Here is a 25,796-nt window from a genome sequence, read left to right on the forward strand (position 1 = left end):
ATTTAAGAAGAAACTTTTTTAGGACTACTTCATAGAAATAGTTGCTGCTACTGGATAATGATCAGAATAATCATCATACGTATATTTTTTGAGCCATGATGTAACAGTCCACTGTGGAGATTTTGGTTGTAATACTTTATTCTCTATAAATGATGGATTCGCATGGTCCTTACTTGCAATAATATAATCTAAATACTCGGCAGGACTATCAGGGAAATTATATTTTGCAATACTGTTTGTCGTTGCATCCCAAGTTGCTGTATGTCCCGTATAAGATGGAATTGACGCATGCAATGTTTTAAACATGGATGCGTACTCTGAGTCACTATTGTTCTCTGCATTTATTTTATTCACGTTCATATCACCACCAAATAGAACGTACTCGTCATTTGGTATATTCTTATTTTTAATAAAATCTTGAATTTCTTTTAGCTGGTTTGTACGTACAGATGCAGGTGAAGTTTTTCCACACATACTATCTTCAGCCTGCAAGTGTGTCCCAATTACATGAACGAAACGATCATTTTTCTTAATTTTCGTGTATACAAACCCTTTATTTGATAAATTATCTGGTCCGCATCCTTTTGCAAATACATATTGAATCTTTTCAACGATCGGCCATTTACTCACGATTGCAACGCCTCCATCTTCAGGCGTTGAAGATGAATAGCTACCTAACGTTTTATCCCATTCATTTCCATTACTACGACCTAATACTGCTGTTTGATTTGGATATTCTTTCTTCAAATTCCCTAACAAACGATCTGATGCGCTATTATCGAACACTTCATTTAATATAACTACATCCTGATTCTTAATATAATCTGCCGCCCCAATTAAATCGGCACGCTGACTTTGTCCCCAGTTCGGATATAAGTTAGTTGATAGCATATACACGTTGTGCGTCATCACTTTCAAAGTGTTGTTTTGATCTGTAGACGTATCTGCTTGCACTGAAGAACCTCCGTATAAAACTCCTAAACCAATCCCAAAGCTAAGTACACCTTTTAGCAATTTACCTTTCACGTTCCATACCTCCATTTGTATAGTAATAAAAAGGTCAAATACTCTATTGTGAGATTTGACCTTTTTTAAATACTTAACGATCTCCGTACGTATCAAACCAAAGCTGAATGTATCCAGCAGTAACACGTTGTGCATCCATTAATCGCTTACCTGTCATTGGTGTAACTTCAGCGCGCCATTTATCTGCATATTCTTGTGACACAGCTGCTTTTACGAACCAATCTTTCGTATTATCATTTACAATTCCAGAGTAATCTTGTTTCGCTACTACTGCCGCTCCATGAATCCACTCTTCTGGATTTGTACCTTTCCAGTTCCAATATCCATTTCCATCCGTTACTTTATAATTATCTTTTATCGTATCTACAAAGTTTTCATATTTAGAATGGAATCCTTGTGGATATGAAAGATTTGTAAAGTTTGCCGCATGCATCGGTTGGTTTACATCTCCTAAATAATGAAGAGATAATCCTAAATAGAAGAATGCTTGTTTCATATCTTTATTTTTGTATGATTCACCAGCTAATTTAAAATATTTAGCGCCAGTTTCTTTTGCCTGCTTTGCAAATGGAATATATGTTTTTCCATTGTCTGGATCATAGAAATGTGAAGCAAATGTGCTATTATCATAATAAGGATTTTCATAGTCAGCAGCATAAATACCGTTCTCTAACTCCGTACGCCATTCATTTAATTGTGCAACTCGATCTTGTTTTACAAGTGTTGTATTGCGAGACATAATATCAATCGCACGGTTTACAATCCATAAATGAGAATTTACACCTTCTTTATGTTTATCTTCAGCAGACCAGCGGTGAACTATTTTTATTTTACTTCCCCCATCATTTTCATGAGCAAATGCAACGCTTTGTAAAGGAGCTACTACTGTAATAGCTGCTGCTAAAGCAAGTACTTTCTTTTTCATCTGAAATCCTCCATTTTATAATCGAATTATTGTAAACTTTTTGTTAGGATCCTATGATGTCGTCCGGTTAACCTATGACTAGAATATCCCACCTTTCACGAAATTTCTATCACTAAATTAAAATATGCAAATGTTCATATCATTATAACTTTATACATAGTGAATATAATGAATGAATGCACTTTCATTTTAATAAACTATTATTAAGGCTTATCTAAACTAATGTAAAAAAAGAGTAAAGCATACACATGCTTTACTCTTTTTTTCTATTCGATAATATACTTGGCAGTTGGACATTAACTGCCAACTTATGAATAAATCCAAACACTAATCCAATTCCAATAAATATGTATAAGATTGTAAATATCTTTCCAAAATCAGTTTGCGGACTAAAATTCGCATCACCGACAGTCGTCAACGTGACCACACTAAAATATAAAGCGTCAAGAGGACGTAATCCTTCAACTGTACTATAAAAAATTGTACCAGACATTAATGTTAAAAATGTTAATACGAATAATACTTGAAATTCTTTATCTTTCCACGCTCGTAAACAAGCTTTTAGCATCCGTTTCAATGTCAACATAAATGAAAGCATTAGACTTCCCCTTCCAAACAAAATACCTGTAGTTACAGGAAAGTCTATCACCTTTCTGTACAGAAAAAAAGTAGCCCTCTTCTATTTCTAGAAAAGAGCTACTTTTTACTATTCTATATTATTTAGGTGAAACAAGAATTTTCACTTGTGTTTTATCTTTTACAAGTGCTTCAAATCCTTCTTCAACAACTTGATCCACTGTGATTTTTTTCGTAATTAATTTCTCTGCTTGAATTTGGCCAGAGCTAATTAATTTAATAACAGCTGGGAAGATATGACGGTATCCTAAAATACCAACCACTTCTTTTTCTTTTAGTACAAGATTGTTTGGAGTAATTGTTGCGTCTTTTTCCCATACACTAACAATTACAGTTTGTCCTTCGAAACTTGTACTTTCAATTGCTTGACGAAGTACTACTTCAACACCTGTTACTTCAAAGCTCACATTTACACCTAAACCATTTGTTAAGTTACGAATTTCTGCTAATACATCTTGAGTAGCTGGATTTAATACGTAATCCGCACCTGCTAATTTTGCTAACTCTTGACGTTCTTTAGAAAGCTCGACTGCAATAACAGGAGTTGCTCCTGCTGCTTTAGCTGCTTGGATAACAAGAAGTCCAATTGGACCACAACCAAATACTGCTACAGCTTCCCCTTCTTTTAATTTACTTTGACGTACTGCATGAACTGCTACAGCTGCTGGTTCTACAAGTGCACCTTGTTCATACGTCATTTCATCTGGAATATGGTGAACCATATCTTCTGGTACTACTGTATATTCAGAGAAACCGCCGCCTTCTCCGCCAAGACCGTGGAAAACAAGTTGTTCACAAACATTGTAATGTCCATGTTTACAAGCTTCACATTTACCACAAGAATAAATTGGTTCTACAACGACGCGGTCTCCCACTTTATGAGATGTAACGCCTTCACCGATTTCAACTACCTCACCGCTAAACTCATGACCTAAAATAACCGGTGCTTTTACATGTGTTAATGGATGCTCTTCTGTTGGAATAAAAATAGGTCCTGCTAAATATTCATGCAGGTCTGTCCCGCAGATACCACACCATTTAACTTTAATCTTAACTGCTCCTGGTTTTACAGTTGGTTCTGGTACTTCTTCTACTCTTACATCACGTTGATTATGCCAAAGTAATGCTTTCATTTTATACATCCCTCTCTATGTATATACTTAACCTGGTGAAGTTTACAAATCTATTATAATACTTCTATCCATATATTTCAAAAAAACAATCTCATTTCCACTAAATTTTAACAAATAACGTTCAATATTTTGTCACTTTGTACTTTTTTCCACATCTGTTAACTCAATTTCATTGCGGTTGAAATTAGCATTATGCCATAATAGCATAGGAGAGGTGAATATCGCTTGAAATATTTTATTTACTTTATTGTTATCGTAGCGTTTCTAGATACATTTTCACAATTACCTATTATGAGTACGTTCGCTCAAAGTCTTGGAGGATCCCCTCTTATTATTGGGCTAGTTGTCGGCATGTACTCATTCGCTAATATGATTGGTAATATTATTGCTGGCGCTGCTGTCGATAAATTTGGTGCAAAAAAAATACTTTATATAAGCATGGGACTCACGAGTTTCATAGTCTTGTTATACACCGTTGTTCAAAGTGGTGAACAACTATTAGTTGTGCGCTTTATGCATGGGTTTAGTGACGGATTTTTAATTCCTGCTGCCTTTACGTTTTTATCAAAACAAACAAATTCAGCAAGACAAGGTAAGGCAATGGCCCTATCTGGTGCTGCTGTTGGAACAGCGGCAATTGTAGGACCTGCCTTCAGCGGGATTATGAAAGCAACTGCTGGTATAGAGTGGGTGTTCATTACCATTTCTATTTTAATGGTTCTTGGTACAATCGTATCTCTCTTCTTCTTACCAAATAACGTATCAAGAAAAGATACTTCAAGAACACAAATGATGAATAAAGAAGATATGTTTGAACTATTGAAATCAGAACCGTTATTACAGGCATATATTGGTGCTTTCACACTCATGTTTTCACAAGGAATTGTCACTTATATGTTACCAGTGAAAGTTGAGGCATTAGCGCTTAAAGCATCTACAACAGGCATGATGTTAAGTGTATTCGGTATTACCGCTATCCTCTTCTTCTTACTACCAACAAATCGTATTTACGATCGATTTAATCGTTCAAAACTAATGCTAATTGGTATTGCAGTAATGGCATTAGCATTATCTTTACTTGGATTATTTGCAACAAAAGGCATGCTCTTTATCGTTATGATGATTTATGGCATTGGATTCGCTATCCTTTTCCCATCGATAAATGCATTACTTGTTGAAAATACGACAGATGATAAACGCGGAAAAGCATTTGGATTGTTTTATGCTTTCTTCTCATTAGGAGTTGTTGCTGGATCCTTTACAGTTGGAGCAATCGGGGCATCCCCTAGCGCCAGCTTCGTTATTGGAACTGCATTCTTATTAACATTTGCCGGAATGATTTACGTAAGAAGCAAAATAAAAGGCAGAGACAAAGTAAAAAAGACAATGATAGGATAATTCCATCATTGTCTTTTTTTGCCGAATATATTACTTTTGTGTGTAGCTAAGTAACAATGTAAATAAATTGAATGGTAAAGGCAATACTACATTTCTTCTTTTACAAAAAAGTGTATCAATACCAACGATACTTCGACAATTTCCTCGGAAATATTTCCTTTCCCTACATAATTTGATACACTACATATAAACAGACACTTGTATTACATAAGCTAAAATAATAACTTACTGTACAAATTCAAAAGCACATTCCTCATATGAAGAATGTGCTTTTCTGTTATTAACGTTTAATCCAAACAGCACCTGCTGATTTATCCTCTGCCTGTCCAACAACTTGGAATTTAAGTCCAAGATTCGGAACTTTTCTTCCTGCGTCTGCAATTTGTTTATTACTATATACTTTTGAATCATCAAAAGTTGTAACACCTTGTAATCCAGAATAGTTAAACTGTCCACGTGTTAATGAATTTACACTCCATGCTGGTGTTTGATCAAATGAAAATGCTGCGTCTGCAATTTGCATACCTGTATTACCGTAAGTTGGTTTTCCGTTTAAATTGCCAACAAGTGCCTCTGGATGCGAATCTACAACACCAAGAAAGCCTTCACCTGGATGCTCCCCAACCCAGTTATCTTTAAAGCTATCATCTGCGTACCAAACGACAAGACCTGTATTATACACTGGACCTTTTCCTGCTTTTAATCCATTATCTGATCCTGCATAGTTTCTCCACTCTAAGTAGTAATAATGAGCTTTTTTCTCTGTTCCATCAGAAACAACGAATCCATTTAACTGCATGTTAGGTGTTCCTTCTGCATCATCAGAAAATACTACTTGTCCATCAACAGTTACATTTACATTATCCATCGCGAAACCTTTATATGTTACAGCTGGATCTGTAATATAATCGAATTGCAGTTTCACTTTTTTTCCTTTAAATTGACTTAAATCATATGATTTATCTATCCATTTCCCATCTGTTGTATCTTTATCTCCTTGGACTACTTTTTCTCCAAGTCTATCAATTAATGTTTTCGTTCCATCTTCTGTTACTGCATGTACTTCGACAAAATCGCACTCTGCTTCTAACTCATAATTTGCTTTATAATCGAATTTTGCATTTGTTCCTTTTGTTAAATCAAAGAATGGTGTTTCTAGTGTTGTATGCATATCATCTCCTCTTGTACTGTAATATGCATGCTTTCCAAACTCCGGCTTAATCGTTTCGACACTTTTACCTGGTAAGTTAACACGTACAACGCCTGGACGATTTGATTTTGTAACACTTTGATCGATATATGTAGGAACTCCTACACCACGCTTAATGTTATCGTAATCTACTTCCAAAATTTTTGCCCAGTTGCCACCCATATTCTTTTGTAAGAAATCTTTATTTTGTGGTGAGAAACTAGTTGGCTCTGTTCCTGCAATTTTCCCTGTCCAACTTCCCCCACTCATGAGTGACCAAGCTTCGACAGGTGAACCAGTTCCAGTATATTTCGTATCGTATTCATCTGGTAAGCCAAGGTCATGTCCAAATTCATGCGCAAATACACCTACTGCTCCATCTTCTGGTTCAATTGTGTAATCATGTGCTGCTACTTTGCCACCAAAGTAATCTACCTTTGATTTTGTCCCTTCAATTGCTACTGGATCTATTGCTAATTTTGAACGATGTGACCAAATGGCATCATCGCCTAATTTACCACCACCAGCTTCTTGACCAACACCTGCATGGATTATCATTAAATGATCAATTACACCGTCAGGCTCATTTTGATTCCCATCACCATTTGTATCATATCTATCAAACTGATCAAATTGAGATAAATCTAACCCTTTCTCAGCAGCTGCATGTAAAGCTTCTTTCACTAAATCACGTGCGCCTTTTGGTCCTTTATTATCGTGACCACTACTACCATCCGCACCGTAGTCAGATGCTTTTCCTGGAACAGTTAGCCACTCCGTTACATATCCATCTGTCGTATAACTACCACCAGACTGCTCTTCGTAATATTGTTTAAATGTTTTTACTTTCGAACCATCAAATAACGTGTATGGTTCATTACCAAATAACATCTTTTGATAATGCTCTCTACTAAAGTCCTTCGAATACATATACCCTGGCGTTTGATCAATATTATTATGTTTATAATCACTAAATTCAACGAGTAATACTAATACCTTATCTGTTCGAACAGATCCCTTATACGGCGCTTGCTTTGCTTTAGATGTTGGAACTTGCCCATTCAATTGTTTTTTATTTGGTTCAGGCTTTTGCTCAGGGCTAACATTTTTTTCAGGTTTCTTTACTTTCTCCTTTTCTTCCATTTTTTTCTCTTTTACTTTTTTCACGAAATCAGATGCCTCTTTAGCAGTATCGGCTGGGAAAATTTCTTTATTTGCCTGATCCCCTTGTTTCTTTTCAATATATTTCTCTACAGCTTTTTTCGTCTCTTCCTTAGAAGATGCTGGATTAATTGTTCCTCTTTCTTTCAACGCTTCCGCTAAACGATCTTCTTGAATTAAGTTGTAATCAATTGGTGTTGTAGATACATTTTCTTTCTCTTTTGCTGGCGTTTCTGCGTATGCTAATGGAGCACTCATGACAGATGTACATCCGATAATTGCCGCAATTGCTAATGACGATAACACTTTAAATGGCGCTTTTCTTCTCATTCTATTTCTCTCCTTTTATAAAACTTAAAATTCAGATAAATAAGTGCATTTTTGTCGAAATCCCTGTTTACTGCCCTCCCTATATAAAGTGAAACTTTAATCAGTGGGGAGTTTGTTCATCCCCACTGATTATTAGTTGAACCAATCGGGCATTTACGGGCAGTTGATTTCCCACCTAACTTCTTTGCCCCAGCTGAATTTTGAGGTGGGAGTCTTACTGACCGTTAATGCGGGATAAAAAGGCATAATTCTATAAACGTTAAGCTTTCTGTTATAGAATCATGCCCTCCAGTTTTCTGGTCAGAACTTCTACCGTTTTATGTCGAAATATGAAACATAAAAAGTGATTTGATATATATTAAATAGCTTATATAAAAAATTTAAAAGACAATATGCAAAATTGCATGAAAATTCTTTTAAATAAAAAAAGAATCCTAGTCAATTAAACTAGGATTCTTGATTTTCTATTATTTCTCTTGTGTTTTTTCCCAATCAGCTAAGAATTTCTCAATTCCTTGATCTGTTAATGGGTGCTTCACTAATGAAGCAATTACGTTTGCTGGGATTGTTGCAATATGTGCACCATTTAATGCTGCGTCAGTTACGTGAACACTGTGACGTACAGATGCTGCGATAATTTCTGTTTCGATACCGTGAATTGCAAAGATTTCTGCGATTTGGCGAATTAAGTCCATACCGTTATGACCGATATCATCTAAGCGACCTAAGAATGGTGAAACGTATGTTGCACCAGCACGAGCTGCAAGTAATGCTTGAACTGCTGAGAACACTAATGTAACGTTTGTACGAATTCCTAAGTCAGAGAACGCTTTTACTGCTTTTAAACCTTCTGTTGTCATTGGAACTTTTACAACAACGTTTGGAGCAATTTTCGCTAACTCTTTTCCTTCTTCGATCATTTTATCTGCTTCTAAACTAATTACTTCTGCACTTACAGGTCCTTCTACGACGTTGCAAATTTCACGAATGCGCTCGTGGAAATCTACGCCTTCTTTTGCTACAAGTGATGGATTTGTCGTTACTCCAGCTAATACGCCTAATTCATTTGCCTCTTTAATTTCGTTAATGTTTGCTGTATCAATAAAGAATTTCATTTGTTGTTCTTCCTTCCTAATTTTCATTTTATATTTATTTATTTTTCTTAATAAGCTCTAATTCAATCGGAATAGATTTGTCCACTTTTTTACCTTGTGTTATCTCTTTTGCTGTTTGTATCGCCTTCTCTCCGATTAATTCCGGTTTTTGAGCAACTGTTGCAGCCATACGCCCATCGTTAACCGCTTTCACAGCATCTTCTGTTGCATCAAATCCAACAACTACTACATCTGTTTTTCCAGCAGACTTCAATGCTTCAAGTGCACCTAATGCCATCTCGTCGTTATGAGCAAACACGGCTTTAATATCGCTATTTGCTTGCAAAATGTTTTCCATAACAGATAATCCTTTCGCTCTATCAAAATCAGCCGCTTGTTTGGCAACTACTTTTAAAGACTTATCGGCTACGTTATGGAATCCTTTCCCACGTTCACGAGCAGCAGAAGATCCAGGGATGCCTTCTAACTCAGCAACATTTGCTCCTTCGCCGACTAATTCACGAATGTAATCACTAGCCATTTGACCACCTTCGATGTTATTAGAGGCAATGTGAGAAACAACCTTACCTGAATTTGCAACGCGGTCTACTGTAATAACAGGAACGTTCGCTGCATTTGCAGCACTTACTGCTGAAGCAACAGCATCTGAATCGGTCGGGTTAATAACAACTACATCGACACCTTTTTGAATTAAATCTTCAACATCATTTGTTTGCTTTGCTGCATCATTTTGTGCATCAACAGCAATCAATTCAATGCCGCTTTCTTTCGCCTTCTTTTCTGCACCCTTTTTCAAAGTTACAAAGAAGGGATTATTTAAAGTTGAAACAGAGAATCCAACTTTAATAGTTTTATTTCGACCTTTATCGCTAGAATCCTTTGCCCATTCTGGCGGTTCCATTGAACAACCAGCAGTAATGACCATAATACATGCAACGAGTATAAGTAACCATTTCTTCATGAACTGTCCCTCCATTACGCTTCTTTTCTACGATCAATTAATACAGCTAATAAGATTACAAGTCCTTTTACAACTTGTTGGAAGAAAGAAGATACACCTAATAAATTTAAACCGTTATTTAGTACACCGATAATAAGTACACCGATGAATGTACCAACAATCCATCCTCTTCCCCCAGAAAGACTTGTTCCACCTAATACAACTGCTGCAATTGCATCTAATTCATAAGAAGTACCTGCAGTCGGCTGTGCAGAATCTAATCGTGATGTTAAGACAATACCTGCAAGCGCTGCCAAAATTCCGGAAAGACCGTAAATCATTACTTTAATTCTCGTAACATTAATACCTGATAGTGCTGCTGCTTCTTCATTTCCACCAATTGCAAATGTACGGCGGCCAAATGTCGTTTTCTTCAAAATAAAGTACAGTACTGCAAAAGCGATCATCATTGTAACAGCTGGTACCGGAATACCGAGAAAATAACCGCGGCCAAACATTTGAAACATTAAATGATCACCAAGACCAGTGATCGGACGTCCGTCCATATAAACAAGCGTCAACCCACGAAAAATAGTCATTGTTGCTAAAGTCGCAATAAATGGAGCTACTTTTCCCTTCGCTATGATGATACCGTTTACAATTCCCATTACAAGGCCAGCTAATAATCCAACTGCCATCGCAAGGAACGGGTCCATGCCACTTGCCATCATTCCAGCAACAAGTGCACTTGATAATGCTAAAATAGAACCTACCGATAAGTCAATACCCCCTGTTAAAATTACAAAGGTCATTCCGAATGCAATAAGCGCATTAATCGATACTTGGCGCAGTATATTAAATAAATTTGGGATTTCAATAAACGCTGGATTTAAAGCCGTAATGACTATAATAATTAGCGCTAGTCCAATTAAAGACCCAAGTTGTTGTAATACATTCCCCTTCTTAGCCATCCTTACTCTCCCCCTGTAGCTAGTGCCATAATAGACTCTTGTGATGCCTCATCTTTCTCTAAAATGCCGCCGACTTTTCCTTCATGAATAACAAGAACGCGATCACTCATCCCTAAAACTTCTGGAAGCTCAGATGATACCATAATAACGGCATCTCCTTGCTCGGTAAGCTTATTCATAATAGAGTAAATTTCTTTTTTTGCTCCAACATCAACACCCCTTGTTGGCTCATCTAAAATGAGTAACTGCGGGTGGATACCTAACCATTTTGCAATAACAACTTTTTGCTGATTTCCACCAGAAAGAGATTTCACCGCTTGTTCTCCACTAGATGCTTTCACATTAAGAAGTTTCATCATGTCCGCTGTAAACTGTTGTTCTAGTTCGTCGCTTAGAACACTTCCCTTTGAAAGACTTTCTAAATTTGGTAAAGCTAAATTTTCTCGAATTGAGAAATCTAGCACTAACCCTTCAGATTTTCTATCCTCTGTAATGAATGCGATTCTTTGTCTAATCGCATCTATCGGACTATCAATCTTTACTTCTTGCCCATTTATAAAAATTTGGCCAGAATCTAAAGGTTCGTATCCAAATATCGCTTTCATAATATCCGTACGGCCAGCTCCCATCAAGCCAGCTACACCAAGGATTTCACCTTTTCTCACTTGAAACGAAACATTTTCAAACTTCCCTTTTTTCGTTCCATTACGGATTTCAAAAATAACATCGCCAACTTGACTATTCCGTTCTGGGTAACGTTCACCAATGCTGCGCCCCACCATCATACTCACTACTTCATCAAACGATGTTTCCGGAATGGATCTCTTTCCGACGTATTCCCCATCACGTAAAATCGTAATGGTATCACATATTGAAAAAATTTCTTCCATTCGGTGTGAGATATACACGAACGAAACGCCTTCTTTACGTAATTTATTAATGACAGTAAACAACGTTTCAATTTCACGATCTGTTAATGCCGCTGTAGGCTCATCCATAATAATAACGCTCGCGTTTGTCATTAATGCTTTCGCAATTTCGATAATTTGCTGTTGTCCAACCGATAACTCTCCTGCCAACATAGCACCTTTTACATGTAACCCTAGTTCCGCTAGTTGCTGCTGCGCAATCGCATTCATTTGACGTGTACGCAAAATCCCTGTCTTTCCATACATTAACTCTTTACCGAGAAACATATTTTCAGCTACTGTTAAATTCGATAATATGTTCAATTCTTGATGTATAAATGCAATACCGTACTCTTCAGCTTCTTTCGCATTTTTAAAGGTGTGCTCTTGCCCATCAATCGTGATTGTTCCACCATCTTTTTTGTATACACCTGTTAAAATCTTCATGAGCGTTGATTTACCCGCTCCATTTTCCCCCATCAATGCATGGACTTCTCCTGTTTCAATCATAAATTGTGCATTCTTCAAAACAGGATTGCCATTGAACGCCTTTGAAATATTTTTCATTTCAATACGCATTCCCATCACTTCCCTTTATTAAAAAATCACGCCTGCATGTAAAATTACATTGGCATAAGGCGTAGCCTCGCCTGTACGAATAATAGCTTTCGCTTTTTTCGTATGCTCTTTAAATTGTTCATGAGATACATATTCAAGCGCTGGCTCTACTAATTTCAGCTCAATCTCTTTATTTATTTCCGCATTATTGTTAATAACCTCTTCTGCTAACGTCACTTTTTCAATTGCCATATCATCCGCTACCACTTGCAATACATCTAAAAAGCTAGGTTTTCCAATTTCAACAGCTAAATCAATTCTTTTTACTCCATCAGGAATTGGTAAACCGCAATCAGCAATTACAATCGTATCCGTATGCCCAAGTGAAGCAAGGATTGATGCAATCTCACTGTTTAATACGCCGTGCTTTTTCATCCGACAATCACCTGCACTTCACGTACTTTATCTCTCGTTGGCATACCGCCTTGCGCCCCAAGTTTCGTTACAGAAAGACCACCAGCAATATTCGCAAAACGAATTGCTTTTTGAAGTGTTTCTCCTTCAGAAAGCGCAACTGCTAATGCACCATTAAATGTATCACCAGCTCCAGTCGTATCTACTACATCAACAGCAATGCTAGGAACATGTACAATCTCCGTACCATTATGGAAACGTACACCGTTAGAACCTTCTGTCATCAATAGTTTGTTTGGATATTTAGCCAGTAACTCTTCAATTGGTGATGTGAAATCATCTAATACAATGCGGCACTCATGTTCATTTGGCGTAATATAAGTTGCCTTTTCTAAAATATCTTCTGATAACACTTGTGCTGGCGCTGGGTTTAACATAACCGGGATTTTGTGTTCCTCACAAATAGCCAATACATATTTTACTGTTTCAAGTGGAATCTCTAGTTGAAGCACAACCATATCTGCTTTTGTAAGAAGATCTTTTGAACGATTTACAACCGACTCATTGACAAGAGCATTCGCTCCTTGCACGACAACAATACTGTTATCCTCTTCTGCTAAAACGATATGAGCAATTCCTGTCGCCGTATCTGTAACCGGTACCACATAGTCGATAAAAACGCGTTCGTTCTCTAAATTTTTTCTAACTACAGTTCCATAATTATCGTCTCCTACCGCTCCAACCATCGCTACATTTGCGCCTAATCTCGCTGCAGCAACCGCCTGGTTAGCTCCTTTCCCTCCTGGAATTGTATGAAATGCTTCACCAATTACTGTTTCCCCTGCTTTCGGACGTTTTTTTGAAACGGCCACTAAGTCCATTGAAATACTACCTACTACTGCAATATTTGGCATCTATTTCATCTCCTTACTTCGTTGTATTTCGTTCTATAATTTCAATCGGTAAACGATAATGTTTCTCTTCTAATACGTTTCCTTCCATCTGATCTAACAGTAGTTCTGTTGCAATTTTCCCCATTTCGTAAATTGGCTGTGCAACAGTTGTAATAGATGGATACATCATCTCTGTTAAAGAAATTCCATCGAATCCGATAATTTGTAAATCATCCGGAATAGAAATTCCCTTTTGAAGCGCAGCCTTGACGATACCTATTGCAATTAAATCATTCCCAGCAACAATACCATCAATATGCGGATATTCTTCTAATAGTTCCACTGCTACACGCTCACTATTAGCTGGATCAAATGTACTCTCTGCAATCATATAAGAAAGATTATTTTGTGTAATAACGTCTACAAAGCCTTCAAAACGTTCATTCGCTGTGCTTACGTCACGCGGTCCACGAATATGCGCAATATGTTTACAGCCTTTATCTATTAATAGCTTTGTCGCTGCCTGACTTCCCGCATAGTTATCTGCATACACAGCAGGTATACGCTCATTAAACATACGGTCAATTGCAACGACTGGTACTGACAAATTCATGTAATTAACACTATTTTGTGGATTTGTTGCTACAATAAATCCGTCCACATTATTTTGCCTAAGTACATCAATATATTGCTTTTCTTTCTCTAAATTTTCATCAGAGTTACAAAGTACAACCGTATATCCCTGCTTATGAGCTACATCTTCTACGGCACGTGCAACTTCTGGAAAGAATGGATTCACGATATTTGGAACAACTAAGCCAATTAAACGAGATTTTTTATTATACAGTGAGCGTGCTACTGTACTAGGTTTATAATCTAGCATCTCAATCGCTCGTTCTACTTTCTTTAATGTATCTTCATGAACATATCCATTTTTATTTAACACTCTGGAAACGGTCGCAACAGATACTCCCGCTAATTTCGCAACGTCTTTAATCGTACTCATTCTTTTCCCTCTCCATTTCATGTAACCGTTTACAGAAAATAATATAACGTATTTCTAGAAATACGTCAATCATTTCTCACGAAAAAGCTTTTAAGGTTATACTCAAAAAAGCACCGCCATAAGGCGATGCTTTTTCATTACGAATATGATATAGTTTGTTCTTTTTCTTCTGTAGCTGGCTCTTTAGCATCTTTTTTACGATCTGACAGTTTAATCTTCTGTAAGAAAATTGTAAAGATAGCGCCTACTACGATAAATACTAATCCTGTTAAGAATACAGTATGAAGTGAGTCTACTAAAGAGTTTTTCAAAATCGGTACAATGCTGTTAGCGAACGCTTCTGGCATTTGTTTTAATGCCTCTGGACTAAATAACATTGAATATAAACCTTGTGGATCTGTATGAATCATATCTTTAAATTTCGTTACCATTTGTCCCGCTTCTTTCGGGAATGTATCTAATACAGGTACTAAATTCTTTGTTAATGTTGTACCTGAAGTGTTATTCATGATTGATCCTAAAATTGTAATACCAAATGTTCCGCCGATTTGACGGAAGAACTGACTTGATGATGTTACGACACCAAGATCTTTTTTCGGGAAGCTTTCTTGTAACGCTAATGTTAATGTCGGCATTACAAGACCCATTCCTAAACCGATAACCATCATATAAGAAGTAGCAGTCAATTTAGTTGTGTGCATATCCATCGTTGTTAATAACCAGAATCCTCCAGCCATTATAAGCATTCCTGTAATAATTTGTGGTTTTACACCAACTTTTAATACAAGTTGCCCGCCAATAATACTCATCACAATCATTGTAATCATCATTGGCGTCATAATTGTTCCTGATTCAGCTGCACTTACTCCTACAATTCCTTGCATGAAGAATGGTACGAACATAATCGCACCGAACATTCCAATACTCATAAAAAATCCAATCGCATTTAGTAATGTAAATGTACGATTTTTAAAGAAATGCATCGGTAAAATTGGTTCTTCTGCTTTCGTTTCAACAATAACAAAGCTAACGATACCAATTAAAGCTAATGCAAATAACCCGATAATTTGCCAAGAATCCCATGCGTAATCTTTTCCACCAAACGTTAATGCCAGTAATAAACTGACAACACCGAGAATCATCGTAAAGATCCCAGCAATATCAATTTTAATTGGTCCTGTTTGTTTATGTGATTTTAATCCCATTGCAATAAAGATTGTTGCTAAAATACCAACTGGCAAGTTAATGTAGAATACCCATCTCCAGTTCACTGCATCTACAATCCAACCACCCACTTGTGGTCCAATTACAGAAGCAAGACCGTATAACGCACCAAAAATACCTTGCCATTTCGCACGTTCTTTCCCCGTGAACATATCTCCGATAATAATCATAGCCATCGGCATCATAATACCGCCGCCAAGACCTTGAATACCACGGAAAATAATTAATTCTGTCATACCATTTGCCATACCACATAATGCTGAGCCAACCATAAAGATAACTAACCCTGTTATATATACGTTACGACGACCAAGCAAATCCGCTAATTTACCTGCAATTGGTACAACTGTTGTTGATGTTAACATATAAGCTGTTGTTAACCACGTCATTAAGCTTAATCCGCCTAGTTCACCAACGATACGTGGCATTGCTGTACCAACGATTGTTCCATCTAAGGCAGCAAATAGCATCGCAATTACTAAACCGACTAACAACAACTTTCTATTTATATTGTCTTGTTGCTCCATGTAATCTCCTCAATTCCTCTTATTTTTTCTCTTTTTCCTCTTGTGTCCCGCAAATAATAGTTTCTAACTTCTCAAAAAGGCGTAACAAATCTTCTCTTTCTTGCAACTCTAAATGTGAGAAATATTTTGCAATGTGCTCATTACGAGCAGTCATCGCCTCTTCTACCCTAGCTTTCCCCTTTTTTGTTAACTCAATGACGACAACACGACGGTCATCTTTATCGTGATAACGCTCGACAAGCTCTTGGTCAATTAAGCGATCGATCATCACTGTAATTGCACTAGGCTTTACATACATTTTTTTCGCTAATTTTGTCGCCCTTGAAGCTCCATAATGATCTAAAATCTTTAAAATATAAAACTGCGGTGGTGTAAGTCCTGTTGCTTGCATTTGTTCTAATAACTCTGTCTGCATTTTCTTTCCAATCGAAAAAGCAAGAGCTTGAATTTTATCGATATGCGTCATATCATTTGGCATGTTATCCACCTCTTATTTAAGCACCAAAATATTTAATGTATTTAAATATTAATACCGCGAACAAAATCCGTCAACACTTTTTATTTATAAAAACGTTTACATTTTTGTCACAAAGTTGTATAATTTTCGTCGAAGTTAATATTGACAGTCACGGAGAATCGGAGTACACGGCTATGAATCATAAAAAAGGAAACTTTTTTATATTTCATGGCCTTTTTATATTCTCTCTGACTTACAACACTTCGAATTAAATTGGGGAGGATTTTCATTTTATGTTTTTCACACAATTCTTTAAACCTGCGCCCCACGTGGAACGCTTACCAGCTGATCGCGTTGATAGTGAATACCGTAAATTACGTTTACAAGTATTTTTAGGTATCTTCATCGGCTATGCAGGTTATTACTTTGTTCGAAAAAACTTTTCACTAGCAATGCCATACTTAATTGAACAAGGCTTTAGTAAAGGGGAGCTTGGGGTTATCCTTTCAGCAGTTTCTATCGCTTACGGATTAAGTAAATTTCTTATGGGTATCGTATCCGATCGTTGTAATCCTCGCTACTTTTTAGCAGCTGGGCTATTTTTATCAGGTATCATTAATATTGTTTTCGGCTCATTTTCTTTCATTACAACGAGCATTATACTTATGTTTGTACTTCAGTTTTTAAATGGATGGGTACAAGGGATGGGATGGCCTCCTTGTGGTCGTACAATGGTTCACTGGTTCTCTATTAGTGAACGTGGTACAAAAATGTCTATTTGGAACGTCGCTCATAATGTCGGTGGCGCACTTATGCCTTCCCTTGTAACATTAGGGTTATATTTCTTTGCAAATGACTGGAAAAGTATTTTTTACTTCCCAGGTATTCTTTCAATTTTAGTTGGTATTTATGTATTAATTACGATGAGAGATACACCTCAATCTTGTGGATTACCTTCTATTGAAGAACATACTGGAGAATATCCACCAGATGAAAAAGTACAAGATCGCGAACGCGAACTTTCGGTAAAAGAAATTTTATTTACATACGTACTAAACAATAAATTTTTATGGTACATCGCGATTGCGAACGTTTTCGTATATTTCGTACGTTACGGTGTTGTAGACTGGGCTCCTACTTATTTAGTAGAAGAAAAAAGCTTTACTCATAGTAGTTCACGTACAGCTTACGCTCTATATGAATGGGCTGGTATTCCAGGTACACTTCTTTGCGGCTGGATGAGTGATAAACTATTCAAAGGACGCCGCGCACCTGCTGGTATTTTATTTATGGTTGGTGTATTTATCGCCGTTCTTGTTTACTGGCTAAACCCTCCTGGTAATCCAATGGTTGATAGTATCGCACTTGTTGCAATTGGATTTTTAATTTACGGACCGGTTATGTTAATTGGTCTACACGCTCTTGACTTAGCACCAAAGAAAGCTGCTGGAACTGCAGCGGGCTTAACTGGCTTCTTCGGTTACTTAGGCGGAGCAGCTTTCGCTAGTGCCGCTATGGGCTTTATCGTCGATGCATTTGGATGGGATGGCGGATTCATCTTGTTACTTGCATCTTGTGTACTTGCAATGTTCTTCCTTGCTCTTACTTTAAAGACAGGATCTCCAAAACAAAAGCAAGCTTAAGCACTAATATTATTCTTACCAAAAAAAGAGAGACTGTTCTTTACAGAACATCTCTCTTTTTTCTACATATAATACTTTTTTCTTACAAAAGATTTATTTCCCTTTCTTATACATGTTAGCGTTTTCAAAACACTCCAACTACTTATATACATGCATCCAATCTCTATATAAAAAGATTTTTGAATATTTTCTCAACTTTCTCTTGTCAAACATTGTCAATTTATATTAAAATAACAACATACAAAATATTTAGTCTTTTCAGAAAGATGGAGGGATAGCCATGAAGAATCCACTTCTTCGCATTGAAAACTTACAGACTTCCTTTCGCATACAAGATCAATATCATGCCGCAGTTGATGATGTTTCGTTAACAGTCCATGAAAATGAAATTGTCGCGATAGTCGGTGAATCAGGTTGCGGAAAAAGTGCACTTGCCCTTTCCATTATGCGACTGCATAATGAAGCAAATACAAAATTACAAGGGCAGCTTAACTATAGAGATAAGGATTTACTAACGATGTCAGCCGCAGAGATGAATAAAGTACGCGGATCAAACATCGGTATGATTTTCCAAGAACCTCTTACAGCACTCGATCCTCTTATGACAGTTGGAAAACAAATCGAAGAAAATTTAGACTACCACACAAGCCTTTCAAAAGTTGAAAAGAAAGAACGTACCTTAGAACTACTTCATCAAGTTGGTATTCCAAAACCAGAACTTACATATAAACAATACCCACACGAATTATCTGGCGGAATGAGACAAAGAATTGTTATCGCAATTGCAATTGCTTGTAACCCAGCACTTATTATTGCAGATGAGCCAACAACGGCTCTTGACGTAACCATCCAAGCACAAATTTTAGACTTACTAAAATCTATTCAAGAACAAACGAAAATGGGCATCATTTTAATTACTCATGATTTAAGTGTTGTCGCAGAAACAGCCGATCGTATCGTCGTTATGTACGCTGGACAAGTTGTAGAAACAGGAAAAGTTGAAGAAATTTTTAATAACCCTCTTCACCCATATACTCGTTCTCTATTAAACTCTATTCCATCTGCGTATGCTGAAAAGGAAAAATTACATGTTATTCAAGGTGTTGTGCCGACATTAGCTAAGTTACCTCGCACAGGTTGTCGATTCCAAGCACGAATTCCGTGGATTAGACCTGATCAACATGAAGAAAATCCCGTTTTACATGAAGTAAAACCAGACCATTGGGTACGTTGCACTTGCTACAAACATTTTAACTTCCAAGATAAGAAAGGAGATGACGTAACTCATGGCACTGCTTAAAGTAGAAGATTTAAAAGTACACTTTCCAATTAAAGGTGGTGTTTTCGGTCGTACATTAGATTACGTTCGTGCTGTTGATGGCGTAAGCTTCGAACTACAACCTGGCGAAACGTACGGAATCGTTGGGGAATCTGGGAGCGGCAAATCAACAACTGGAAAAGCAATTATGCACTTAACAAAAGCAACAGGCGGTAGCATTCATTTTAATAATAGAGATTTAACAAAATTAAGTCGCTCAGAACTAAGAGAACAGCGAAAAGATATTCAGATGATTTTTCAAGATCCTTATTCATCCTTAAACCCGAAGAAACGTGTTATGGATATTATCGCTGAACCACTTCGGAATTTTGAGAAACTCTCACCTGATGAAGAGCGTAGAGCTGTTCAAGATTATCTTGATAAAGTTGGCTTAAATCCAGAGTCTATTTATAAATACCCACATGAATTTTCCGGTGGACAAAGACAGCGGATTGGTATTGCACGCGCACTTACACTAAAACCGAAGCTTATTATCGCAGATGAACCTGTATCTGCACTTGATGTGTCAGTACAAGCGCAAGTTTTAAACTTCTTACAAGATTTACAATCTGAACTCGGACTAACATACTTATTTATTAGTCATGATTTAGGTGTAATTCGCCATATGTGTGACCGTATCGGTGTTATGTATCGCGGACGCATTGTGGAAGAAGCAACTAGTGCTGAAATTTATAATAACCCACAGCACATCTATACGAAGCGCCTAATATCAGCTATTCCTGATATTCGTCCGGAAAACCGCGAACAACAGCGTAAATTGCGTCGTGAAGTAAGCACTGAGTACGAAAAATCATACGAAAATTATTTCAATGAAAATGGACGTGCTTACGATTTAAAACCAATCTCGCCAACTCACCGGGTGGCATTACCATAAGGGAGTGATAAAACATGTGGAAATTTATATTACGCCGGATTTTAGTTATGATACCGCAATTATTCGTATTAAGCGTACTCGTCTTTACACTTGCTAAAGCAATGCCAGGTGATGCATTAAGTGGCGCTGAACTAGCAAACCCAAAAGCCGATCCAAAAGTAATTGAAGAACAACGTGAGAAACTTGGGTTAAATGATCCTATTCCCACACAATATGTAAGGTGGATTTCAAACGCCGTACAAGGAGATTTCGGCATTTCTTACGCACATAAAATACAAGTAACAGATATTATTGGGGAACGCCTTGGTAATACAGTGCTGTTAGCTCTTCTAATTCTTATTCTTACTTATTTAATCGCCATTCCACTTGGCGTTATAAGTGGGCGTTGGAATGATACGTGGGCTGATCGACTCATTACACTCTATAACTTTTTAGGATTTGGTACACCCCTATTTATTTTCGGATTAGTAATGTTATTCTTATTCGGCTTTTTATACCCGATCTTCCCTACAAGTGGTAGCGTTGATCCACAAGTGGCAGCCGGATCATTTGATTACTATTTAAGTAAATTAAATCATATGATTTTACCAGCTTTATCTGGGGCATTAATTGGCACTGTAGGAACTGTACAATATTTACGAAGTGAAATTATTGATACGAAACATAAAGATTTTGTACGCACAGTAAAAGCAAAAGGTGTACCAGAATCTAAAGTATATTCCAGACATATTTTACGAAATTCATTTTTACCAATTGCAGCATTTTTAGGATATGAAATTACAGGTTTAGTTGGTGGCTCTATTATTCTAGAAAATATTTTCGGCTACCCAGGAATTGGACAACTATTTTTCCAATCTATTACTCAACGTGATTTCAGTGTCGTAACTGCTCTTGTATTATTTACTGGATTCGCAACGCTACTCGGGACTCTTCTTTCCGATATTATTCTAAGCATCGTTGATCCACGTATTCGTATTGATTAATGGAGGTGAAGAAACGTTATGTTAGCAAATCCTGAAAAACAAACTGAAGTCATTCATTACGAAAAGAGCCCTTCTGGTTTCTCCATTATGTGGCGCGAATTTCGTAAAGATAAACTAGCAATGTTTTCCCTATTCTTTTTAGCTTTAATATTAATAGCCGTTTACGCAACTTCATTTATTATGAAACAAGAAGATATCGTTCGAGTTGATCTGTTCGCCATTTATGATCCTCCTTCAGCTGAACATTGGCTAGGAACTGATTATGGTGGCCGTGATATTTTCGGACAATTAATTATTGGTACACGTAATTCCTTTACAGTTGGTTTAGCCATTACTCTTTTATCAACCCTTATCGGTCTTACGATGGGACTAATTGCTGGCTATTTTGGGGGAGTTGTTGATAACATCATCATGCGTTTTATCGACTTTATGATGATTTTACCATTCTTAATGATTGTTATCGTATTTATCTCACTCGTTCCAACTTTCAATATTACTACATTTATTCTCATAATGACGGCTTTCTTATGGGTCGGAAAAGCAAGGCTTATACGCTCTAAAGTATTAACGGAGAAAGAACTTGATTACGTATCTGCATCAAAAACGTTAGGAACACCAAATTGGAAAATTATCTTCCAGCAAATATTACCTAATTTGAGCTCTATTATTATCGTAAATATTACATTAAATCTTGCTGGTAACATCGGGATTGAATCTAGTTTGACTTACTTAGGCTTCGGTCTACCAGAAAGCACACCGAGTCTTGGTACACTTGTAAGTTACGCAACAAACCCAGATGTATTGCAAGAAAAATGGTGGATTTGGTTACCCGCATCAATCATGATTTTAGTGTTGATGCTGTGTATAAATTTTATTGGTCAAGCGTTAAAACGTGCGGCTGATGCGAGACAAAGAAAAGGTTAAGGGGTGGAGAAGTTATGAACAAACCAAAATTGTACAAAGTATTAAGTACACTTGCTGCTTCAACATTATTACTATCTGCATGTGGGGGTGCTGATAGCGGTAGCAAAAAGGCAAATACGAAAAAAGTAGAAACAAATAAATTTAGTGCTGCTGTAAAAAATGATGGTAAAGAAATTAAAGACGGATCATTAACTTATGGACTCGTTTCAAATTCACCTTTCGCTGGTGTTTTAAGTAGAGTATTGTATGAAGTTGCTCCAGATTCAGAAATTATGGATTTCTTTGATGAAGGTTTATTAGCTTCAGATAAAAACTGGGAAATCACAAATGACGGTGCTGCAACGTATACAATTTCTGAAGATAAAAAAACAATTACTATTAAGATTAAAGATAATGTAAAATGGCACGATGGTAACCCTGTAACCGCTGAGGATTTAGAATATTCTTACTTAATCATTGGTAATAGTAAATATACAGGTATCCGTTACGATACACAAATGCAAATGATTGAAGGTATGGAAGAATATCACGCTGGAAAAGCTGACAAAATCTCTGGTATTAAAGTAGTCGACCCAAAAACAATTTCAATTACTTATAAAGAAGTAAACCCTTCACTGAAAACTGGTATTTGGACATATCCTACACCTAAAAAATATTTAGGTGATGTACCAATTGAAAAACTGGCTGAATCTGATAAGATCCGTCAAAACCCAATTGGATTCGGACCATTTAAAGTGAAGAAAATTGTTCCTGGTGAATCAGTTGAGTATGAGCGCTTCGATGATTACTGGGCTGGCAAACCTAAACTAAAAAATGTAACATTAAAAGTTGTAAATCCATCTATTGTTAGTGCATCTCTGAAAAAAGGTGATATTGATATTGCATCAATTACTGCTGATCAATATCCAAACGTAAGTAAATTAAAAAATACACAACTAGTAGGAAAAACTGCGCTTGCTTACACTTATATCGGATTTAAATTTGGACATATGGACAAAGCAAAGAATGAAGCTGTAATGGATAACGATAAGTTCAAAGATGTTCGTTTACGTCAAGCAATGGCTTATGCAATTGATAGAGAAAAATTAGGAGAAAAAGTATATCACGGACTTCGTGTTCCAGCTAACTCTCCAATTCCACCATCTATGCCAAAGTACCATAATAACAATGCTGGCGCATATAACTTAGATGTAGATAAAGCGAAAAAACTATTAGATGAAGCTGGCTATAAAGATAAAAATGGTGACGGATTCCGTGAAGATCCAAAAGGTAATGAATTTAAAATTAACTTCTTAGCTAGTAACGGTAGTGAAACAAGTGAACCACTTGCAAAATTCTATATCCAATCTTGGAAAGATATCGGCTTAAAAGTAGAACTTGTTGATGGACGCTTACATGAATTTAATGCTATGCGTGAAATGATTAAAAAAGATGATCCAAAGGTTGATATTTTCTCTGGTGCTTGGAACACTGGTTCTGATCCTGACCTTTCTGGTCTATGGGGTAAAAATGCTGGATTTAACTATCAGCGCTGGGTAAATGATGAAAATACGAAGTTATTAGATGCTGGATTATCAGAAAAAGCTACTGATGAAAAATATCGTAAAGAAGTATACGATAAATGGCAAAAATTAATTCATGACGAAGCACCGATGATTCCAATTCATTACACATTTGATTTAACAGGTGTTAATAAGCGCGTAAAAGATTTTGATGTCAATGCTGAAGTGAATCAAATAACTTCACATTGGAAAGACGTTACTGTAACAAGTGAGAAGCCAGAAGTAGAAAAATAATCATAAAAATAGCTCTCAGCATTTACTTACTGCTAAGAGCTATTTTTTATTTACAATCCTTTTCTTACTATTTATAACAACCAATTCCTTCCCTACTCTAAGATTAAAAGATTTGATGAATCATCTTTATTACAACAGCTAACGTAACAGATGCAGCAAATCCCCCTAAACAAATAAGACTGACACCTTGGCTATATGATAAATTTTGAAGTGCTTTCATCTTTTTCATCCTCCCTCTCTCCCCTTCGATATTTTTATTTTACCAATGGAATAATTGTCATAACATCGATTTTCCTAACAACAAACTTACAAATTTGTAAGTTAATATTTTCCAAAACTTATGTATCTATATCTATTATGTCCACACTCTCCCCTTTTATACGTCAAAAAAAGACCTTGAATTATATCAAGGCCCTGCTTACACTACAGAATATCTCACTCAATTTATTTAATAATCATTACCGGACATTTCACACGCTTTGCTATTTTATGACTGACACTACCAAGCACCATTTCTTGCAATGTATTTAACCCTCTACTCCCAGCAATAACAAGATCTATATCTCCTGTATTTACGTATTGAACAATTGTATCTCCTGGATCGCCATGTAATATCGTAATTTTATAAGAAATGTTCTCTTTCTTTAATAAACTTTCAATCTCTTTTAATTTATCTTTTCGACTAGCTGATACTGTTTCTAAATCCGTTTGGCCTTGTATAATATCTGATTTTGCTGTTCTATTATCTACTACGTACACAACTTCAACATTTGTTTCTTCACTACATTTCGCAATATATGTTGCATGTTCCGCTGCTCGAAGTGCATGTTCAGAACCGTCACATGCTAATATAATTTGTTTGTACATATGCTGAATCCCCTTTTCGTTATCCTACTCATATTATATAGTAAAGCCCCCTAAAAAGGAGGCTTCTAACTAGCAATTCTTTTATTATAAGTAGCTAAATTTGAAATAATCTTCGAGCTTCGTTCATTTAATCCCGTTATACTTACTTTCACGCCACTTTGTTCATACTTCATGATAACTTTATCAATTGATGCCACTGCTGAATCATCCCATACGTGTGCGTGAGAAAAATTCAACTCAATTTCTTTTACATCTTCCTCAAATGAAAAAATTTTTATAAAATCTGCCGTAGATGCAAAGAAAAGTTGGCCGTGAATTTCGTATATTTTCTTATTTTCAATATATAAATGTTTCACGTGAATCTTTGCCATATTGAATGCAAGTCAACTACCCCCACTGAGATAAAGCATTTCAGTGGGGGCTTGAGTTCAAACGCTAGGTCTTTTCGTCTATCGCTAGACAGTTTGACGCTCCAGCATTCATGCCACCATACGGTAACACCCCAAGTATGTTTTTGGTTGGTACTGGCAACGAACGATTGTTTTCCCACTTGCACCAC

Annotated in this window: 23 protein-coding genes and 1 pseudogene; 7 read left to right on the plus strand and 17 right to left on the minus strand. The window is 36.6% G+C overall.

Annotated features, from left to right (window positions below):
• Nucleotides 1-24: 24 nt before the first annotated feature.
• The 4 genes from sph to bdhA all read right to left on the minus strand — a co-directional run bounded on the left by sph (nucleotide 25) and on the right by bdhA (nucleotide 3,720).
• Nucleotides 25-1,041 carry a sphingomyelinase C gene (gene sph / locus PDK19_RS15515; protein WP_225991017.1) on the minus strand — a complete coding sequence of 339 codons (1,017 nt, stop codon included), beginning with the start codon at nucleotides 1,039-1,041 and terminating at the stop codon, nucleotides 25-27.
• Between the two features lie 58 nt (nucleotides 1,042-1,099).
• Nucleotides 1,100-1,951: a phospholipase CerA gene (cerA, locus tag PDK19_RS15520; protein ID WP_000731014.1), complete on the minus strand. Its 852-nt coding sequence runs from the start codon at nucleotides 1,949-1,951 to the stop codon at nucleotides 1,100-1,102.
• Between the two features lie 253 nt (nucleotides 1,952-2,204).
• On the minus strand, nucleotides 2,205-2,549 hold the full coding sequence (locus tag PDK19_RS15525; protein WP_000948231.1) for a potassium channel family protein: 345 nt from the start codon (nucleotides 2,547-2,549) through the stop codon (nucleotides 2,205-2,207).
• Nucleotides 2,550-2,667: 118 nt separating this feature from the next.
• Nucleotides 2,668-3,720, minus strand: coding sequence for a (R,R)-butanediol dehydrogenase (gene bdhA / locus PDK19_RS15530; protein WP_000645822.1), 1,053 nt, complete (start codon nucleotides 3,718-3,720; stop codon nucleotides 2,668-2,670).
• 225 nt (nucleotides 3,721-3,945) lie between these two features.
• Between bdhA and PDK19_RS15535 the strand changes: the two genes are divergently transcribed.
• Nucleotides 3,946-5,118 (plus strand): MFS transporter, encoded by a 1,173-nt coding sequence (locus PDK19_RS15535; protein WP_000873249.1) that lies wholly within the window; start codon nucleotides 3,946-3,948, stop codon nucleotides 5,116-5,118.
• Nucleotides 5,119-5,398: 280 nt separating this feature from the next.
• On the opposite strand, the gene inhA2 is transcribed toward PDK19_RS15535, so the two are convergent.
• The 10 genes from inhA2 to PDK19_RS15585 all read right to left on the minus strand — a co-directional run bounded on the left by inhA2 (nucleotide 5,399) and on the right by PDK19_RS15585 (nucleotide 16,832).
• Nucleotides 5,399-7,798 carry a M6 family metalloprotease immune inhibitor InhA2 gene (gene inhA2, locus PDK19_RS15540; RefSeq protein ID WP_049112110.1) on the minus strand — a complete coding sequence of 800 codons (2,400 nt, stop codon included), beginning with the start codon at nucleotides 7,796-7,798 and terminating at the stop codon, nucleotides 5,399-5,401.
• A gap of 467 nt (nucleotides 7,799-8,265) precedes the next feature.
• Nucleotides 8,266-8,913 (minus strand): fructose-6-phosphate aldolase, encoded by a 648-nt coding sequence (gene fsa, locus PDK19_RS15545; protein WP_000667670.1) that lies wholly within the window; start codon nucleotides 8,911-8,913, stop codon nucleotides 8,266-8,268.
• Between the two features lie 34 nt (nucleotides 8,914-8,947).
• Nucleotides 8,948-9,874, minus strand: a complete 927-nt coding sequence (rbsB, locus tag PDK19_RS15550) for a ribose ABC transporter substrate-binding protein RbsB (protein WP_262722907.1) — start codon at nucleotides 9,872-9,874, stop codon at nucleotides 8,948-8,950.
• A 14-nt stretch (nucleotides 9,875-9,888) separates the two neighbouring features.
• Entirely contained in the window at nucleotides 9,889-10,824 is a 936-nt protein-coding gene (locus tag PDK19_RS15555) for an ABC transporter permease subunit (RefSeq protein ID WP_001074626.1), read from the minus strand.
• A 2-nt stretch (nucleotides 10,825-10,826) separates the two neighbouring features.
• Nucleotides 10,827-12,311 (minus strand): ribose ABC transporter ATP-binding protein RbsA, encoded by a 1,485-nt coding sequence (gene rbsA, locus PDK19_RS15560; protein WP_074568119.1) that lies wholly within the window; start codon nucleotides 12,309-12,311, stop codon nucleotides 10,827-10,829.
• A gap of 18 nt (nucleotides 12,312-12,329) precedes the next feature.
• On the minus strand, nucleotides 12,330-12,725 hold the full coding sequence (rbsD, locus tag PDK19_RS15565) for a D-ribose pyranase (RefSeq protein WP_000716156.1): 396 nt from the start codon (nucleotides 12,723-12,725) through the stop codon (nucleotides 12,330-12,332).
• Entirely contained in the window at nucleotides 12,722-13,618 is an 897-nt protein-coding gene (gene rbsK, locus PDK19_RS15570) for a ribokinase (RefSeq protein WP_001132856.1), read from the minus strand. The genes rbsD and rbsK overlap by 4 nt, the downstream gene beginning before the upstream one ends.
• 13 nt (nucleotides 13,619-13,631) lie before the next feature.
• Complete coding sequence (gene rbsR / locus PDK19_RS15575; RefSeq protein WP_000104021.1) at nucleotides 13,632-14,603, minus strand: ribose operon transcriptional repressor RbsR; 972 nt, start codon at nucleotides 14,601-14,603, stop codon at nucleotides 13,632-13,634.
• A gap of 137 nt (nucleotides 14,604-14,740) precedes the next feature.
• Nucleotides 14,741-16,354 (minus strand): MDR family MFS transporter, encoded by a 1,614-nt coding sequence (locus PDK19_RS15580; RefSeq protein WP_000437625.1) that lies wholly within the window; start codon nucleotides 16,352-16,354, stop codon nucleotides 14,741-14,743.
• 19 nt (nucleotides 16,355-16,373) lie between these two features.
• Complete coding sequence (locus PDK19_RS15585) at nucleotides 16,374-16,832, minus strand: MarR family winged helix-turn-helix transcriptional regulator (protein ID WP_001132363.1); 459 nt, start codon at nucleotides 16,830-16,832, stop codon at nucleotides 16,374-16,376.
• Nucleotides 16,833-17,104: 272 nt separating this feature from the next.
• On the opposite strand from PDK19_RS15585, the gene glpT reads away from it, so the two are divergent.
• From glpT to opp4A, 6 genes are all read left to right on the plus strand, one after another.
• A complete protein-coding gene (gene glpT, locus PDK19_RS15590) occupies nucleotides 17,105-18,454 on the plus strand; it encodes a glycerol-3-phosphate transporter (protein WP_000466377.1) in 1,350 nt (449 codons plus the stop codon).
• Nucleotides 18,455-18,734: 280 nt separating this feature from the next.
• Complete coding sequence (locus PDK19_RS15595; RefSeq protein ID WP_000795378.1) at nucleotides 18,735-19,754, plus strand: ABC transporter ATP-binding protein; 1,020 nt, start codon at nucleotides 18,735-18,737, stop codon at nucleotides 19,752-19,754.
• A complete protein-coding gene (locus tag PDK19_RS15600) occupies nucleotides 19,741-20,667 on the plus strand; it encodes an ABC transporter ATP-binding protein (RefSeq protein WP_001196380.1) in 927 nt (308 codons plus the stop codon). Before PDK19_RS15595 ends, PDK19_RS15600 begins: the two co-directional genes overlap by 14 nt.
• A 14-nt stretch (nucleotides 20,668-20,681) precedes the next feature.
• Nucleotides 20,682-21,650 carry an oligopeptide ABC transporter permease gene (opp4B, locus tag PDK19_RS15605; RefSeq protein ID WP_000265445.1) on the plus strand — a complete coding sequence of 323 codons (969 nt, stop codon included), beginning with the start codon at nucleotides 20,682-20,684 and terminating at the stop codon, nucleotides 21,648-21,650.
• Nucleotides 21,651-21,668: 18 nt separating this feature from the next.
• Nucleotides 21,669-22,574 carry an ABC transporter permease gene (locus PDK19_RS15610; protein ID WP_000880731.1) on the plus strand — a complete coding sequence of 302 codons (906 nt, stop codon included), beginning with the start codon at nucleotides 21,669-21,671 and terminating at the stop codon, nucleotides 22,572-22,574.
• 14 nt (nucleotides 22,575-22,588) lie between these two features.
• Nucleotides 22,589-24,370 (plus strand): oligopeptide ABC transporter substrate-binding protein, encoded by a 1,782-nt coding sequence (opp4A, locus tag PDK19_RS15615; RefSeq protein ID WP_049112125.1) that lies wholly within the window; start codon nucleotides 22,589-22,591, stop codon nucleotides 24,368-24,370.
• 103 nt (nucleotides 24,371-24,473) lie between these two features.
• On the opposite strand, the gene PDK19_RS15620 is transcribed toward opp4A, so the two are convergent.
• The 3 genes and pseudogenes from PDK19_RS15620 to PDK19_RS15630 form a co-directional block, all read right to left on the minus strand.
• Nucleotides 24,474-24,599 (minus strand): DUF4027 family protein, encoded by a 126-nt coding sequence (locus PDK19_RS15620; RefSeq protein WP_000738301.1) that lies wholly within the window; start codon nucleotides 24,597-24,599, stop codon nucleotides 24,474-24,476.
• A gap of 215 nt (nucleotides 24,600-24,814) precedes the next feature.
• Nucleotides 24,815-25,237, minus strand: a complete 423-nt coding sequence (locus PDK19_RS15625; RefSeq protein ID WP_000278002.1) for a universal stress protein — start codon at nucleotides 25,235-25,237, stop codon at nucleotides 24,815-24,817.
• Between the two features lie 65 nt (nucleotides 25,238-25,302).
• A pseudogene (locus PDK19_RS15630) lies at nucleotides 25,303-25,617 on the minus strand (STAS domain-containing protein); the annotation flags it as partial.
• Nucleotides 25,618-25,796: the final 179 nt, after the last annotated feature.

Origin of the sequence: Bacillus cereus group sp. BcHK124 (genome assembly GCF_027712065.1) — a bacterium.
GTDB classification, from domain to species: Bacteria; Bacillota; Bacilli; order Bacillales; family Bacillaceae_G; genus Bacillus_A; species Bacillus_A pacificus.